At 71.1% G+C, this 15,050-nt stretch carries 10 protein-coding genes; 4 read left to right on the forward strand and 6 right to left on the reverse strand.

Translation table 11 applies throughout. The features are described 5' to 3' along the window. Positions 1-7: 7 nt before the first annotated feature. From CCN29_RS05700 to CCN29_RS05710, 3 genes are read right to left on the reverse strand one after another with little or no spacing between them, the layout of a single operon-like run. Positions 8-1,441, reverse strand: a complete 1,434-nt coding sequence (locus CCN29_RS05700) for a vWA domain-containing protein (protein ID WP_086680347.1) — start codon at positions 1,439-1,441, stop codon at positions 8-10. Next, positions 1,438-2,829, reverse strand: coding sequence for a hypothetical protein (locus CCN29_RS05705; RefSeq protein ID WP_086680361.1), 1,392 nt, complete (start codon positions 2,827-2,829; stop codon positions 1,438-1,440). Before CCN29_RS05705 ends, CCN29_RS05700 begins: the two co-directional genes overlap by 4 nt. Beyond that, on the reverse strand, positions 2,829-3,356 hold the full coding sequence (locus CCN29_RS05710; RefSeq protein ID WP_189405221.1) for a hypothetical protein: 528 nt from the start codon (positions 3,354-3,356) through the stop codon (positions 2,829-2,831). The genes CCN29_RS05705 and CCN29_RS05710 overlap by 1 nt, the downstream gene beginning before the upstream one ends. Positions 3,357-3,800: 444 nt before the next feature. Here CCN29_RS05710 and CCN29_RS05715 point away from each other — a divergent pair, with 444 nt between their 5' ends. Both CCN29_RS05715 and CCN29_RS05720 read left to right on the forward strand, forming a co-directional pair. Next, positions 3,801-5,465, forward strand: coding sequence for a phosphodiester glycosidase family protein (locus CCN29_RS05715; protein ID WP_086680349.1), 1,665 nt, complete (start codon positions 3,801-3,803; stop codon positions 5,463-5,465). A 215-nt stretch (positions 5,466-5,680) separates the two neighbouring features. Then, positions 5,681-6,727 (forward strand): alpha/beta hydrolase, encoded by a 1,047-nt coding sequence (locus tag CCN29_RS05720; protein ID WP_031065057.1) that lies wholly within the window; start codon positions 5,681-5,683, stop codon positions 6,725-6,727. A gap of 8 nt (positions 6,728-6,735) precedes the next feature. Here CCN29_RS05720 and CCN29_RS05725 read toward each other — a convergent pair whose 3' ends face one another. Continuing rightward, a complete protein-coding gene (locus tag CCN29_RS05725; protein ID WP_086680363.1) occupies positions 6,736-7,461 on the reverse strand; it encodes a TioE family transcriptional regulator in 726 nt (241 codons plus the stop codon). Positions 7,462-7,531: 70 nt separating this feature from the next. On the opposite strand from CCN29_RS05725, the gene CCN29_RS05730 reads away from it, so the two are divergent. Together CCN29_RS05730 and CCN29_RS05735 are read left to right on the forward strand one after the other, a co-directional pair. Then, entirely contained in the window at positions 7,532-8,737 is a 1,206-nt protein-coding gene (locus CCN29_RS05730) for an erythromycin esterase family protein (RefSeq protein ID WP_086680351.1), read from the forward strand. Between the two features lie 85 nt (positions 8,738-8,822). After that, a complete protein-coding gene (locus tag CCN29_RS05735) occupies positions 8,823-9,272 on the forward strand; it encodes a hypothetical protein (protein ID WP_228678963.1) in 450 nt (149 codons plus the stop codon). A gap of 42 nt (positions 9,273-9,314) precedes the next feature. Here the strand turns inward: CCN29_RS05735 and CCN29_RS05740 are convergent, their stop codons facing one another. Both CCN29_RS05740 and CCN29_RS05745 read right to left on the reverse strand, forming a co-directional pair. Continuing rightward, positions 9,315-10,049: a hypothetical protein gene (locus CCN29_RS05740; protein WP_086680353.1), complete on the reverse strand. Its 735-nt coding sequence runs from the start codon at positions 10,047-10,049 to the stop codon at positions 9,315-9,317. 52 nt (positions 10,050-10,101) lie between these two features. After that, positions 10,102-14,733, reverse strand: a complete 4,632-nt coding sequence (locus CCN29_RS05745) for a DUF6531 domain-containing protein (protein ID WP_086680355.1) — start codon at positions 14,731-14,733, stop codon at positions 10,102-10,104. Between the last annotated feature and the right edge of the window lie 317 nt (positions 14,734-15,050).

Genomic DNA, 15,050 nt, shown 5'->3' on the forward strand with positions numbered 1-15,050 from the left:
CCGACGGTCACGTCAGGAACGACTTGAGCTCGTGCACGAGCTTCTTGATGTGCCCGGATATCACCGGCGTGCCGAGGTCCTTGAACTTCTCCCGGAACCACGGGTTGACGCTGCCACGCCCTGAGCTGGTCACCGACCCCACCGGGATGAACTTCGCCCCGGAACGGTGAATGGCGGCCATGCTCTCGAACAGCTCGTCCGTGCGCCATTCGTAGAAGTCGGAGATCCACACCACGACGGTGTTGCGCGGCTCGGCGATCTTCGGCTGAGCCAGCGCCATGGCGACCGTGCCGTCCGTACCGCCGCCGAGCTGGGTGCGCAGCAGCGTCTCGAACGGGTCGTGCGCCCAGGGCGTCAGGTCCAGCGCCTGCGTGTCGTACGCGATCAGGTGCACGTCGACCTTCGGCAGGCCGGCGAAGATCGACGCCAGGATGGTGCAGTTGACCATCGAGTCGACCATGGACCCCGACTGGTCCACCACGACGATCAGCCGCTGCGGGGTCGTCTTGCGGCTGGTGTGCCGGTAGTAGAGCCGGTCGACGTAGAGCCGCTCGCCCTCCGGGTCCCAGTTGGTGAGGTTCTTCCAGATGGTGCGGTCCAGGTCGAGATTGCGGAAGACCCGCTTGGGCGGCACGGACCGGTCCAGCTCACCGACCGTCGCCTTCTCCACCTGCGTGCGCAGCACCTCGGTGACCTCGTCGACGTAACGCCTGATCAGCGCCTTCGCGTTGGCGAGGGCGACGCCGGACAGGTTGTTCTTGTCGCGCAGCAGCTGCTCGATGAGCGACATGCTCGGCGTCAGCCGCGAGGCGAGCGCGGGATCGGCGAGCACCTCGCGCAGATGCATCCGCTGGACGAGACCGGCCTCGACCGCGCCCAGCTCCGGACCGATCTCCGGGATCAGCCTGCTCAGGTCGGGCGTCGGCGAGCCGACACCGGTGCCCGTCGGGCTGACGCCTCCGCCGGCGCCGCTGCCTCGGCCCCGGCCGCCGCGCAGGTCACCGGGCCGGCAGCCCAGCGCCCGCTCCAGCCAGCCGGCGTCGGACTGCCAGCGGGCCAGCTGCTCGGCGGTGACCGTGCCGCTGCCGGTCGCGAAGACGTTGAGCAGCACCTTCGACGCCAGCGCCGCCCGCCGCACCTCGGCGGCCCGGTCACGCGCGCCGTCCGCGTCCGGCTCGGGCAGCATCAGACCGTCGAACTCGGCGGCCAGGTCCGGATGCCGCTGCACAACCGAGTCGACGGACGCGCCCGGGTCCAGCAGCGCCACCGGCAGACCGATGTCCTCGACGACCGCGACGCTCGCCGACTCCAGGGACGCCTGCTCCTCCGGGTCGAAGAGGCGGGCCAGGAGCCGCCAGTACAGGACCTGGCGCCGGTTCTCGTCCGGGTCGGGCGTGGGTGCTCCCTCACCGCCCGCGCCGACGCTGTTCACCTCGCTCATTTCCGCAGCAGCCTTCCCGCGCGCTCGCGCAGCACGGTGACGGCGTCGGTGGCCGCCTTCTCGGCCCGTACGCCCGCCTTGTCGGCGGTGCCTCCGGCCCAGGCGCCCGCGTGCACGGCGACGGGCTTCTTCCGCACCGTCCGCTCGACGGCCAGCGGCTGGAGCACGAACTCCCCGGCGTCCCAGCGCAGCAGGCCGAGACACGCCCCGGACGAGGCGACGGCCTCCGCGGTCAGCGGCCCGGCGGCCGGCACCCGCACGGCGTCGACGGCGAGACGCTCCCCGGCGACCCGGAAGGCGAGCCCGTCGTCCTCCTTCTCGACGGTGTACCCCTCGATCAGCACGGGCACGGCGATCCGCGCCGGATGCCGGTCGACCGGCGTCACGGGGGCGGCCGTCGCCGTGGGCAGCGCCACCCGCGCCGTGACGAAGGCGTCGGCGGGCTCACCGGGCGTGGCATGGGCGTCGTCCCAGAGCAGATCGCCCTCCGCGGTGACCGGCATGGCGTCGAGCTCCATGGCGCGTCCCTCGCTCACGGCGGCCAGCAGGGACATGTGCGGCCGTAGCAGCTGCCACAGCCCGGCCCCGACGACGGTGTCGGGCTTCGGCGCGGACACACCGGCCCGCACCAGCCGCGGCGTCGTGCCGTCCGCCGGCTCGAACACCGCGTGCACCTGCGCCTGCACGGCCGTGGCGTGCTCGTGCAGGTCGACACCGAGCGGCAGCAAACGGCCCGTGACCTCGGTGACGGCGGCCGTCCGGTCCGCGCCGGGCAGCGTCAGCAGCATAGCCCGCGACCACAGGTCCGCCCACCGGCGGACCGGGATCCGCTCCAGCGTGGCTCCGGGGCAGGACGCGGCGAGCTCCGCGGCGAACCCGTCGAGCAGCGTCGCGAGCCGCCGCAGCGCCGGCTCGGGCAGCATCGCCGTCACCACGGGAGCGGCGCCGCCGACCAGTTCGTGATCGATGCCCTGCCAGCCGGTCCTCGCCAGGTCGCACAGCCAGCCGCGCGCCGCCGCCAGCAGGTTCACCGGGTGCTCCGCGCCCGCTCCCGGGGCCGCCGTCTCCTCGGCACGCGGCCGCCCGACCGCCTCCTCGACCCGCGCGACGAGCGCGTCGTGCACGGAGCCCAGCAGCGCGGTGCGCGCGGCGGCGAGCACCAGGAAGTGGTCCTCGTCCGCGGCGCCCGCGGCGGTCTTCTCGGAGGCCTCGGCGGTGCGCCCGGCCAGCGGCGACCCGGCGACGGCGTCCGCGAGCCCGGCCAGACCGGCGGCCTGGGCCGGCTGCGGACGCAGCAGCCCGCCGACGAGCACCTGGTCGAATCCGTCGACGGCGGCCAGGGCCTCGTCCAGCCCGTCGACGGCGTCGGTCAGCAGGTCCGCCCGCATCACGCCACCGCCCCGGTCGTCGGGAACCAGTGCATCTCCGGCAGGGGAGCGGTGCTCGGCGCGAACTCCAGATAGGCCAGGTGGCGCAGGAACCGGCTGAACACCTGCGCCGCGGCCGACTTGTCGCCCTGAGCGGGGTGCGTGGACGTCATGGCGAACGTGAGAGTGTGCGCGTCGGCCCCCTCACCGGAGTCACCGGAGACGTCCACCTTCAGATACCGGGCGACGCGCTCCGCGCCGTACTGCAGCACGGCCTCGCCGATCAGCGCCCGTATGTGGTTGCAGAACGCGCCGCGCGCCCCGCCGCACGGCCGGTTGTTGTTGGTGCTGCACGAGAACGCGTACGTCCCCGCCTCCACCGACGACACGTACACCCGTCCGATGTCGGAGCCGCTGGACACGACCCCCTGCAACCGCCCGTCCGCCAGCTCCACGAACGGCACCTTGGCCAGCTTCCGCGGCCGCGCCGACGGCACCACCCGCACCGTGCTCGACCTCTCCCAGACCGACAACGCACCATCTCCCATGCATGCGAAAGGGGATGTCCTCGCCGGACCGGCGGGACGCGAAGAAATCTATCGACGGCCACTGACAACCGTGCGCGGCTGTGGACAAGTGCGGGGCTGTGGACGAACCCGAGGCTTCGGACGGTCCCGAGGGGGTTGGTGAACCCGAAGTTGCCGACGGACCCGAGGCTGTGGACGAACACGGGGCCGCGGACGGACCCGAAGCTGTGGACACATGCGGGAGACACCCCACCGCATGTAGTCCGACCGGCCGATCGTCCGGCCAACTGTTGCCCCGGCACTCCTCCTTGACGCGCGTTCCAACAGGTCGATACTTGTCCAGCGTGCGTTAAGTGACTGTTCGTGACGCCGTCAGCACAGGGCGAGAACGTGACGCATGTTCCCACCGAGGCTTCGCTCCAGGAGCGACGCGAGCAGGCTCGACGCGCGAGAGGGCGGTCAAGGATGACGAAGAAGAGACTGTGCTGGGCGGCTGCCGCTCTGGGAGTCGCCCTGGCGGCCACCGGACTCCCCGGTCAGGCGTTCGCCGAGCCCCGGCCCTCCAACGCCCGCACCACCCTTCCGTCGGGTTTCCTCGACCTCACCGCCGCCCGCGCCGCGCTGCCGCTGGGCCCCTCCGGCCTCGCCGAGACCCGCAGCACGCAGACCTTGCAGCCCGGCCTCACGCTCACCCGCATCGTGCGCGGCGCCGTGGACCAGAAGCACCGCTGGACCGTCGAGGCGTCCATCCCCGGCGGTGACACCTCACCCGACCCCGACGCACCGCCGACCGCCCTCAAGGACAAGGCGAGCGCCGACGAACTCGTCTCCGGCCTGCGCGGCGACGGCTTCGACGCGCGGGCCGAACGGGTGACGACGCCCCGCACGGCCGACTACGCGGGCGGCACGCTCGGCTGGCGCGTGCGCATCGGCAGCTTCACCTCCCAGTCCGCCGCGACGACCGAACGCACCCGGATGATCAACGCCGGCTACTCGGGCTCGGTCACCTACACCGGCTGGGACGGCGCGACGACGGACCGCGGCCCGTGGCGCCTCGACGTCCTCACCATCGACCCGCGCACCTTCCGCGGCGCCCTGGACGCCTCCTACGGCCCCGACATCGAGAACCGTGAGACCGTCAGCGCCCTCGCCACCGACGCCGGCGCCGTGGCCGCGGTCAACGCGGGCTTCTTCGTCCTCGACCCGCGCTCCGGCGCGCCCGGCGACCCGGCGGGCGTCGGCGTCTACGACGGACGTCTGCTGAGCGAGACGGTGGGCGGACGGCCCGGGTTCGTCGTCCAGGACGACGGCCGGCGGACCCAGGTCACCCGCCTCACCTGGGAGGGGACGGTCTCGGCGAACGGCACCTCCCTGCCGCTCAACGGCGTCAACCGCGTGCCGGGCCTGATCCGCAACTGCGGCGGCGGCGAGGGCGACAGCCCCACCTCCCTGCCCCTGCACGACGTGACGTGCACCAACCCCGACCAACTCGTGGCGTTCACCCCGGAGTACGGCGCGAGCACCCCGCAGGGCGAGGGCGTGGAAGCCGTCCTGGACAGCACCGGCCTCGTGGTGGAGCTGCGCACCGCCCGCGGCGGCACTCTCCCGCCCGGCGGCAGCTCGGTCCAGGCGACCGGCAGGCACGTGGCCGCGCTGACGGCCCTGGCCCGCCCCGGCGCGCGCCTGAGCGTCGAGACGACCCTCCGCGACGACCAGGGCGACCCCGTGACGCCCGGCCCCGGCACGGACATCGTCAACGCGGGCCCCGAACTGGTCCGCGACGGAAACGTCCACATCACCCCGGCCACCGACGGCATGGTGCACCCGGGCAACCCCAGCTGGTACTACGGCTGGGTCCACAAGCGCAATCCCCGCACCGTCGCCGGCACCGACGCGGCCGGGCGTACCGTCCTGATCACCGCCGACGGCCGCAGCACCAACTCCCTCGGGCTGAGCATCACCGAAAGCGCGAAGGTGGCCCGTTCCCTCGGCCTGCGGGACGCCGTCAACCTCGACGGCGGCGGATCGACGACGATGGTGGCCAACGGCCGGGTGATCAACGCCCCGTCCGACGCGGCGGGCGAACGGCCGGTCGGCGACGCGCTGCTGGTCCTGCCCCGGAAGGGCTGACACGCCGGCACACGGTCGGAGGTGTGCCGAAGTGAAGGGTGCTCGCGGTGCCGGCCTGGACAGCTCACTCGGCAGGGGTCCAGGCCGGCGGTCCAAGAACGGCCGACTCCTGGACTGTCGCGCATCGGCCTCTGTGGTGGATGCTGCCCGAGAGCAAGGTGAGTACGTTCTGCCGACCGTTGACGCTGCGACGAACCGCACTGCAGGGAGCCGCCGTGACCGCCGTTGTGACCTTCCGAGCCCGTGTCCGCCTCGTCCTGGCCGCCTTGATCCTCGCGCTCGTGCCGACCACACCGACCCTCGCCGCCTCCGCATCCGCCCCCGCCTCCGCCGACGTGATCGAGGAACGTGCCCCGGCACAGGGTGAGGCGGGGCGCCAGGGCGCCGAAGTCGTTGCGGTCACGCAGGTCGCGGAGCGCCAGGTGGACCTGTCGGTCCGCTCGACGGCGCTCGGCGGCCGCACCGTCAAGGTCCGCCTGCTGACCCCCGACGGCTGGAACCCCGCCGACAGACGCCAACACTGGCCCACCTTCTGGCTGCTGCACGGCTGCTGCGGCGACTACACGTCCTGGACGTCGATGACGGACGTCGCCGAGACCGACAGTCTGCGCGACGTGCTCGTGGTCATGCCGGAGGCGGGCTGGAACGGCTGGTACAGCGACTGGTGGAACTACGGCGAGGGCGGCGACCCCGCCTGGGAGACCTTCCACACGGTCGAACTGCGCCAGCTCCTCGAACGTGACTGGGGCGCCGGCCGGAACCGCGTCGTCGCCGGGCTGTCGATGGGCGGCCAGGGCGCCCTCCTCTACGCCGCCCGCCACCCCGGCATGTTCAAGGCGACCGCCGCCTACTCGGGCTCCGCGCACCCGCTCCTCAACGACGAGTCGGTCGACCGCATACTGGGCCTGTTCGCCGGACAGGGCAACGATCCCCTCCGGGTGTGGGGCGACCCGGTCGCCCAGCGCCGCGTCTGGCAGGCCCACGACCCGTTCCACCTGGCCAAGCGCCTCAAGTCGCTGCCCGTGTACCTGTCCTGCGGCGACGGCACGGCAGGCCCGCTGGACGCACCGGGCGCGTCGAGCGCCCTCGAGGCCGATTTCAACCGCCAGAACCACGCTCTCGCAGCCGAGTTGAAGCGCGTGGGCGCCAAGCACCTCACCACCCACTTCTACGGCGCCGGCACGCACACATGGCGCTACTGGGAACGCGAACTGCACGCCTCCCTGCCGATGCTGCTGGGCGCCCTGGGAGTGAAGGGCTGAGGCGGAACTCAGCCCAGCTCCACCAGATACGCGTCCAGCGCGGCGGCCCCGCGCAGCATCGCCCGGCCACGGTCGGACAGCCGGCCACGCCAGTCCCGTAGAGCGCCCTCGAGGGGTTCGAGGCCGCCGGCTGTCCGCACCTGGGTGATCAGCGGTGCGATCCGCTCGAGGAGGTAACCGCCGCGCCTGAGCTGATGCACCAGGTGCGCGTCCCGAACGTCGGACGGCTCGTACACGCGGTACCCGGTCACGGGGTCGCGCCGCGGACGTACGAGCCCGGCGGCCTCCCACTTCCGCAGGGTCGCCGGACGAACACCCAGCTCCTCGGCCAGCGGCCCGATGAACATCTGCCGGAAGCCGGCTGCATCGGCGCCCGCCGATTCGGCTGTGAGCCCGCGCAGGGCATCCTCCACGGCTCGCAGGGTGCGCCGGTCGTGCAGCAGCCGGGCGTGACTCTCGTCGACGAGCTGGAAGGCCTCGTCGACGGCGTCCCGGCTCACGGCCTGCATGACCGCCGTCGCCGTCGCATGCCCGTGCCCCGGCACGAGGGCGAGGAACGCGGCCAGCGCCCGCTCGTGCAGAGGGGTGTAGACGCGGTAGCCGGAGGCCGTTCGCTCGGCTGTCGGGAGGATGCCGGCCTCTTCGTAGTTCCTCACCGCCTGGGTGGACAGACCGTGCCGACGCGCCAGGTCCACCGGCCTCAGCTTGCCACCCGTTTGAAGGTTCTGGCTCACGGTCCCGACGATACAGCGAGACAACCACACCCGAACTTTCAATCGAAAGTTCAACGATACCGTTGAAGGCATGGAAACCGGCATCAAGGACTTCGCCCGTCCCGTCGAGGCGTCGGCGATCAAGGAACTGCTTCCGTCCCGCCCCCGCGTACTCGCCCTCGGCGAGCCCACACACGGCGAGGACACTCTCCTGGACCTGCGCAACACGCTCTTCCGGCAGCTGGTGGAACAGGAGAACTACCGGACGATCGCGCTGGAAACTGACTGCCTGAAAGCTTTGATCGTGGACGCGTACGTCACCTCGGGCGAGGGCGCACTCGACGACGTGATGCGGCGCGGCTTCAGTCACGACTGGGGCGGCTCGCAGGCCAATCGCGAACTGATCCGCTGGATACGCGAGTTCAACGCGGCGCGTCTGGCAGACGATCATGTCCGCTTCGCCGGTATGGACGGCCCCCTGGAGATCACAGGCGCCGAAAGCCCGCGCCAGGCCCTCACCGCGCTGCACGCCCACCTGGCCGCCCACGTCGACGCGGACCTGCTGCCCTGCACGGCGGACAGGCTCGACGAGCTGCTCGGCGCCGACGCGCCCTGGACCGACCCGGCGGCCATGACGGACCCGTCCCGGTCCATCGGCCGCACACAGCGAGCGCGCGAACTGCGCCTGCTCGCGGACGACATGGTGACCCTGCTGGAGACGCAGGCGCCGCACCTGGCCGCAGCGTCCTCACCGGCCGACCGGGACCGCGCGCGTCTGTACGGACGCACCGCCGTCGGCCTGCTGCGCTACCACTCCTGGATGGCGGACACGTCACCGGCCCGCATGGCCCGCCTGCTCGCCACGCGGGACGAGATGATGGCCGGCAACCTCCTCGCCCTCGCCGAACACGGCCCGGTGCTGGTCTTCGCCCACAACAGTCACCTGCAGCGGGACAAGAGCGCGATGCGCATGTGGGGTCACCCGAGGGTGGAGTGGTGGAGCGCCGGAGCCCTGGTGAGCACCCGCCTGGGCGATCAGTACGCCCACCTGGCGACCGCGCTCGGCACGCTGCGCCACCACGGCGTCGACACCCCGCCCGCGGACACGCTGGAGGGCATCCTGCACGCCGTGCCCGATTCCCAGTACGTCATCGACGCGGCCCGACTGGCCGCTGCGGCACGCGACACACACGCCGAGCCTCGCGTGTCCCCGTACTTCGGCTACGCCCCCCTCGACCCGTCCCACCTGCCCCGCATCGACGGGGTGGTGTACGTGAGGCACGTCCCGCGCGACTAGAGTCGCGGGGACGGCGCGTACGACGGTCTCGCCCCGTCCGGGAGGGGAGGCGACGAAACCGTTGTTCGCACTACCGGCACTCGGTGTGTCCCTGGTCTGTGCGGTCGCCGTACTCATCTCGGCGGCACGCGTCATCGCGATGGCACTGCCCGGCCGGCCCCAGCCCTGGGCCGAGCACCTGCTGCGCCGGACGGCGGCAGCGTTCGCCTGGGCCGCCGGTGCTGTCTACTCCATGGGACTGGCCGGTGTGCTGTGGTCGGAGGCGGAGGTGGGCGACGGCGCCGACTCGACCCCCGCACCGGCCTGCCGCATGGGCTTCGACCCGCAGACGATCGAGGGCCTCACCCACCACCGGGCCTCCTACCTGCCCCTCCGGTTCGACTGTGTACGGGCGGACGGCAGCGCCTACGCCAGCGATCCCGACCTGGTGTGGACGAACTGGACGTGGTCCGCACTCGCCCTGACCGCGGCCCTGCTCTTCATCGGGATGCACTACCGAGAGGAGCTGCGGGCCAGAAGGGCTCCGGTGCGCTGAAGGCACGCCTTCCCGTCACCGCCCCTGGCGTTCCTCCGCGGCTCAGGCCCGTAGGGTCGCGTCGCTGAACTCCAGGATCTCGTCGAGGCTCATGCCCCGCCGTTCGCCTTCCGCTCCGGACAGCACCCATTCGCCGTCCCAGGCGACCCGCCACACCTCACCGGTCCGGTTCTCCCACTCCACGAATCCGCCAGGAGCTCCCTCCAACTGCGGGATCTCCTGGCGCAGCATCCGGGGGTAGGTCAGCGCTCGTCCGGGGTTGGTGCTGCCGCCGCCCGTGCGAGGGTTGTCGAAGCTCATCTTCAGGAAGGGCACCGCTTCCCGGCCGATCTCGGCAGGGCTCAGCATCTTCTGGTACCGGGCCTGCGCTTCCTCCAGGGACTCCCGCCCGGACACCTCCGTCGCGAAGGCGGGGAACACGATGTACGTGACAGCGGTGAGGTCGGGGTTCTGCGCCTTGTGGTGGCCGTGCACCTCGGGAGCGGTGGCGGCCACCGCGTCGAAGGCGTAGCCGTTCGCCGTGAAACCTGGAACGGCTGCGATGGGCCGGTCGGTCCCGATGAGTGCCTGCTCGTGCTCCCGGGCGAAGGCCAGCACGGCCCGCGCCAGCTTCTCGTCGTGCCTGCCGCGCTGGTTGGTCTGCAGCAGACGCGTGCCCTCCTTGCTCAGAACGCCCGCGAAGTGGAGCACCGGGCCCAGGCTCCACCTCCAGGCCTGGTCGAGACCGTCGAGCGGGGCGGCGTTGGGGAAACCGGCGAGGGTGGTCTGGAGGTCCATGATTCCTTCCGAGGGTGACGTGATCGGCAAGACCGGGGCGACCCGGGCGTGGTCAGGAGCAGGAGTAGTTCGGCCCGGTCTCCTGGCTGTACCGCGCCTCCATCATCGCGCCCCCGCTCGAGTTCTTGGCCTTGTCCATGGCCTCCATGTTGGCCGGGTCGTTGTAGAAGTCGTTACGGGCGGCCCGGTCGGTGTTTCGCCCCTCACGGTTCCAGTGGTCCACGACCGCCTCCTTGTGTTCGTACGTCACCGTCTCGTGGAAGGGCTTGGAACCGGGGTTGCTCGGGTCCCAGATGATGTCACCGTTGGAGTCGAACCACGTCAGTTGGTCCCTCGGGATCTTGTTGCCGTGCTTGTCGAGAGGCCGCTGGCCCTGGTGTGCTCCCTCGAGGGTCCAGTTCTTCGTCATCTCGTCGTGAGTCGACTCCCTGTAGCTCGACGGGTACTCGCTCTTCCGGTTGTGCTTCGTCTCAGGAGCGTCGGGATCCCTTGCGTACCTGCCGTTGCCCGTATCGCGGTAGAGCCCCAGTGGGTCGATCCAGCGGTACGGGTTCGGCACATAGGCGGTGTCGTTGGGTGCGGGGAAGAGGCCGTACGGGTCAGGGGTCGCGTAGTGGCCGGTCTCGGGGTCGTAGTAGCGGTGGTGGTTGTAGTGCCAGCCGGTCTCCGCGTCGGCGTACTGGCCGGGGAAGCGCAGGGGACACTCGGTTCTCGATTCCGCGGTCGGTGTCGTCCCGGCGGGCAGCATCGAGCCCCACAGGGTGGTGCGTCGCTGCCACGCCAGCTCGCCGTCCTCGGCTATGAGCTCGGCCGGTGCGCCTGACAGGTCCGTGACCACCGCGTGGAAGCGGGTTCCGGCTCCCGCATCACCTGCCCGTCCGTCGACCTGCGTCAACGGCAGATGGGAACCGGGTGCGTAGTCCCACGTGGTGCTCTCCCCGCCCGACGTGATCTGCTCGGCGATGCGTGAACCGTCCCAGACGAAGAGGACCTCCTCCGCGACCGTTCCGTCATCCGTGTGACGTCGCTTGGCCACCCGGCGGCCCGACGGATCGTAGGAGTAGCGCCACCGGCTGCCGTCCGGGGTGACGGTCTCCACCAGTCTGTTCTGGCTGTCCCAGTGGAAGGTGCGCACACGCTTCTGGCCGCTGAGCAGGCGGCGCACGGTGCGGACGATCCGTCCCTCCCCGTCGCGCTGGTAGCGGGTCCTGCCGCACCGGTGCAGCAGGGTCCCTGTGAACTCCCGTCGTGCGTCCTCCGGAGGAATGGTCGGTGCGGTGGCCGCACTCACGTTGCCGAGCCCGTCGTAGGCGTATGTCTCGGTCCAGTCCCGTGCGTGGACGGCGGTGACCCGGCCTGCGGGGTCCAGGTCGAAACGTCGTGTGCCGGTGGTCAGTTCCGCCAGCTCGAGGAGGTGGCCGTCAGGCCGGTAGGAGTAGGTGCGGTGCTGGAGCAGTGCCGCCTCGGCGTCGTGCGGATCTCGGGACAGTGTTTGCGCCGTGAGCCGGTCGGCGTCGTCCCAGGCCTGTCCGAGGGTGACGCCGTGCGGCAGGGTCCGGGCCGTCTCCCGTCCTCCGGCGTCGAACCGGAAGTCCATCCGGTGGCCCGCGGCCTCCAGCCCCTCGGGCCGTCCGGCCGCGTCGTAGGACCAGGTGGAGACCACGCCGCTGGGAGTCCGCCTCTCGACGCGTCGGCCGAGCGCGTCGTAGCGGTAGGTCGTGACGTGCCCGTTGACGGCTTCGGCCAGCAGCCGCCCCATGACGTCGTAGCTGCTCTCCACCCGCACGTCCGGGCTCACCTGCTCGACCAGATTGCCCATCGTGTCGTACCGGAGCTCGGTGGTGTGCCCGTCGTGGCGCACCGACGTGGTCCGTCCCAGGGCGTCCCGTCCGAAGTCGATGACCTGACCGGCTCCGTTGGTCAGCGCCCGCAGACCACCGGCCGCGTCGACGTCATAGGTGACCGTGCGGCCGTTGAAGTCGGTATCGGCGACCACGCGGTTGGCCTCGTCGTACGTGTACGTCCAGCAGGCGCCCTCGGGATTCGTCACCCTGACGAGGTTGAGCTCGGTGTCGTAGTCGAAGGTGTACCGCGCGCCGTCGGCCCGGACCCTGGCGGCCGCCAGGTGGAAGTGCGTAGGGGTGTACTCGCTGACATGGCCCGCCTGGTCGGTGTACCGCACGAGGTTGCCCGCGGCGTCCCACTCGAACCGCTCGGCGGGCCCGTCCCCGGACCGGCGCCACGACAACCGGCCCTCAGGGGTCCATCCGATCCTGGTGGTACGGCCGAGCGGGTCGGTCACCGAGACGGTACGGCCGAAGGCGTCGTGTTCGACGGTGGTGACACCGCCGAGCGCGTCGGTCAGCTCGACCGGCAGCCCGACGGCGCTCCCCACGGCGGTCCGGCGATGGCCCAGGGCGTCCGTCACACCGGTGAGGAACCCGACGCTGTCGTAGGTGTAGCTGGTCTCCGAGCCCAGGGGATCGCGGGTGGCGATCCGATTGCCCCGTTCGTCGTAGGAGTGGTGCCACACGACACCGTCCGACTCCGTGACGGTGACCGGCAGGTGCCGGTCGTTGTAGGTGGCGGACAGGGCCGACCCGTCCGGGCGTACGACACGCGTCAGATTGCCGGCCTCGTCGTAGCTGTAGCGGTAGGTGTTCCCCAGCGCGTCCGACCGCTCCACGAGCCGGTCCTCGTCGTCCCATCGGTTGCGGGTCGTCCGGCCCGACGCGTCGGTCGTGGAGACGAGTTGCATCCGGGCGTTGTGCCGGTACGTCGTGGTGCGGCCGAGGGAGTCGGTGTAGCGCGTGCAGTGGTTCTCTGCGTCGTAGTCGATGACACAGGAGAGGATGCCGTCCACCCCGTCGCCCCGGACGACCCGGTCACGGTCGTCGTAGGTGAAGCGGAACCAGGAGCCGATGCGGTCGGTCCATGACGCGATCCGGCCGGCCAGGTCGTAACGGAACCTGTAGGGCGACCCGGTCGAGTCGTGCAGTTCGGCGAGGTCTCCGGCCTCGTCGTAGACGTACCGCAGGATGACCGCGCCCTCGGGGCCGGCCTGCGGGTCGCGCAGTCGCAGACCGACGATGCGGTTCCCCGCGGTGTCGACGTCGACGTGGTACCCCCCGGAGTGACGTACCGCGAGAGGGGTCCCGTCGGGAGCTCGGTCGAAGTCGACGCGGTTGCCGTTGCGATCGGATATCGCCGCCAGCGGCATGGTGAAGGCGGCCGTTCGACGGCCGCCCTTCGGCACCGGGGCGAAATGCCGTGACACACCCGTGCGAGGGTCTGTGACCCTCAACGCCCCCTCCCGGTCGTCGTCCCACGCGAGAGGCCAACGAGGTCCGGCCACCGGAAGGACGGGACGGTCCGTCCCAGGAACCGGGTAGCGGAGGATCATGCCGTCCTCGGTGGCGAAGAGGACGCCGTCGTCGTCGAGCTCCAGGCGCTCGTCGAAGGTGGAGGCCCACGTCTCGCCGAACCAGTTGCCCCAGTGGTACGTGGAGAGATGGGTCCGGCGAAGGATCACGGGCAGGACGCCTGGCAGGCCCACGTCGGTCTGCTCGATGAGCATCTCACCGGAGACCATGTCGATCGGGTCACCGTTCTTGCACCGCCCCTTGGCCGGCTTGCTCTTGGCGATCGCGTCGTCGCCGCCCTTGCGCAGACCCCGCCCCAAGGCCCGGGTCATGCCCTTGAGGCCGGTTTTGCCGAGCGCCTTCATGCCTTTGGCGAGTCCGCCGAGGGTGGTCAGTCCCTTCATGCCGGGTATGCAGTCCAGCGCCGCCAGCCCGACGTCCCACAGGGACGCCTGGCCTTTGGAGTATTTGTAGAGCGTGTCGGCGAGGACGACGAGCGCGGCGATGAGGACGATCGCGCCGAGGATCGGCCCGCCGATGATCATCGCGACGATGCCGACGACCGCGACCACGATCTTGCAGGCCGCGACGATGCTGTCCCAGTTGTCGGTGAACCAGTCGCCGATCTCCTCCCACCATGCCCGGTTCTGGATCCCCGCGTCGGAGGCCTCGTCGATCTTCGACTTCGCGTCCCGCGCCGCCTCCTCACGCATCTTCCGTGCGTCCGCGGCCATCTTCTTCGCCGCGTCCAGCGCGCTCTGCGCGGACGTCACGTCCGACTGCGCCTTCTCCTGCGCGCTCTTGGCGCTCCGCACGTCCCGCGTCGCGGCCCGCACCTTCGCCTCGTCGGGCTTGTCCGCGTCCGACCTCGCCCCCGTCGGATCGTCCTTGTACTTGTCGGCCTCCTTCGTCGCCCGCCCCACCCACGACTCCGCCGACGCCAGCTTCGACTGCGCGGAGGAGAGATCCGCCTGCGCCTCCCGCGCCTTCGCCAGCGCCTTGTCCGCCAGCGCCTGCGCCCGCTCCAGCTTCGGCCAGTAGTCCGCGAGCGCGTCCCCGCACATCGCGTACGACTTCTCCAGCTTCCTCAGGTTCTTGGGAACGCCGGAGAACTCCTCCTTGAACACCTTCGCCGACTTGCCCGCCCACTCCGCCAGCGTCCCCTCGCCGGCCATCCCCTTCACCAGACGCAACGCCTCGGAGACGTCGTCGGCGAAGTCGTGCAGGAACTTCGCAAGGCTGCGCACCCGCTCCGGGTCACCGGGCGTCGGGTCCTTGTCCAGGTCGAGAACATGCCAGTCCGTCGGCCGGTGACCCGCCATTCCGCAACCCCCGTCACGCGCACATCGCCAACGCCCGTAAGCACACGTGAACTTACACAGCATGACTGTGCGAGAAAAGTTCCTGCGAGTTTTCCGTATGGCGAGTGGACGGCGCACCCGCAGCGTCGTGCCCGCGATGCTGCCGGCGCCCGCGGGCGGGTTGTGAAAGCTCATCTCCAGGACGGTCCCGATCAGCGTCTTCTCGTGCCGGCGCGCGGACACGGGAACAGCTCGAGCGAGGTCCTCGTCGTGTCTGCCGCGTAGGTACGTCCGCGGCAGCCGGCGTCGAGCGGCGCGGGCTGCCGCGGACGTACCTA

This window comes from Streptomyces pseudogriseolus, assembly GCA_002154585.1.
Lineage (GTDB): Bacteria > Actinomycetota > Actinomycetes > Streptomycetales > Streptomycetaceae > Streptomyces > Streptomyces pseudogriseolus.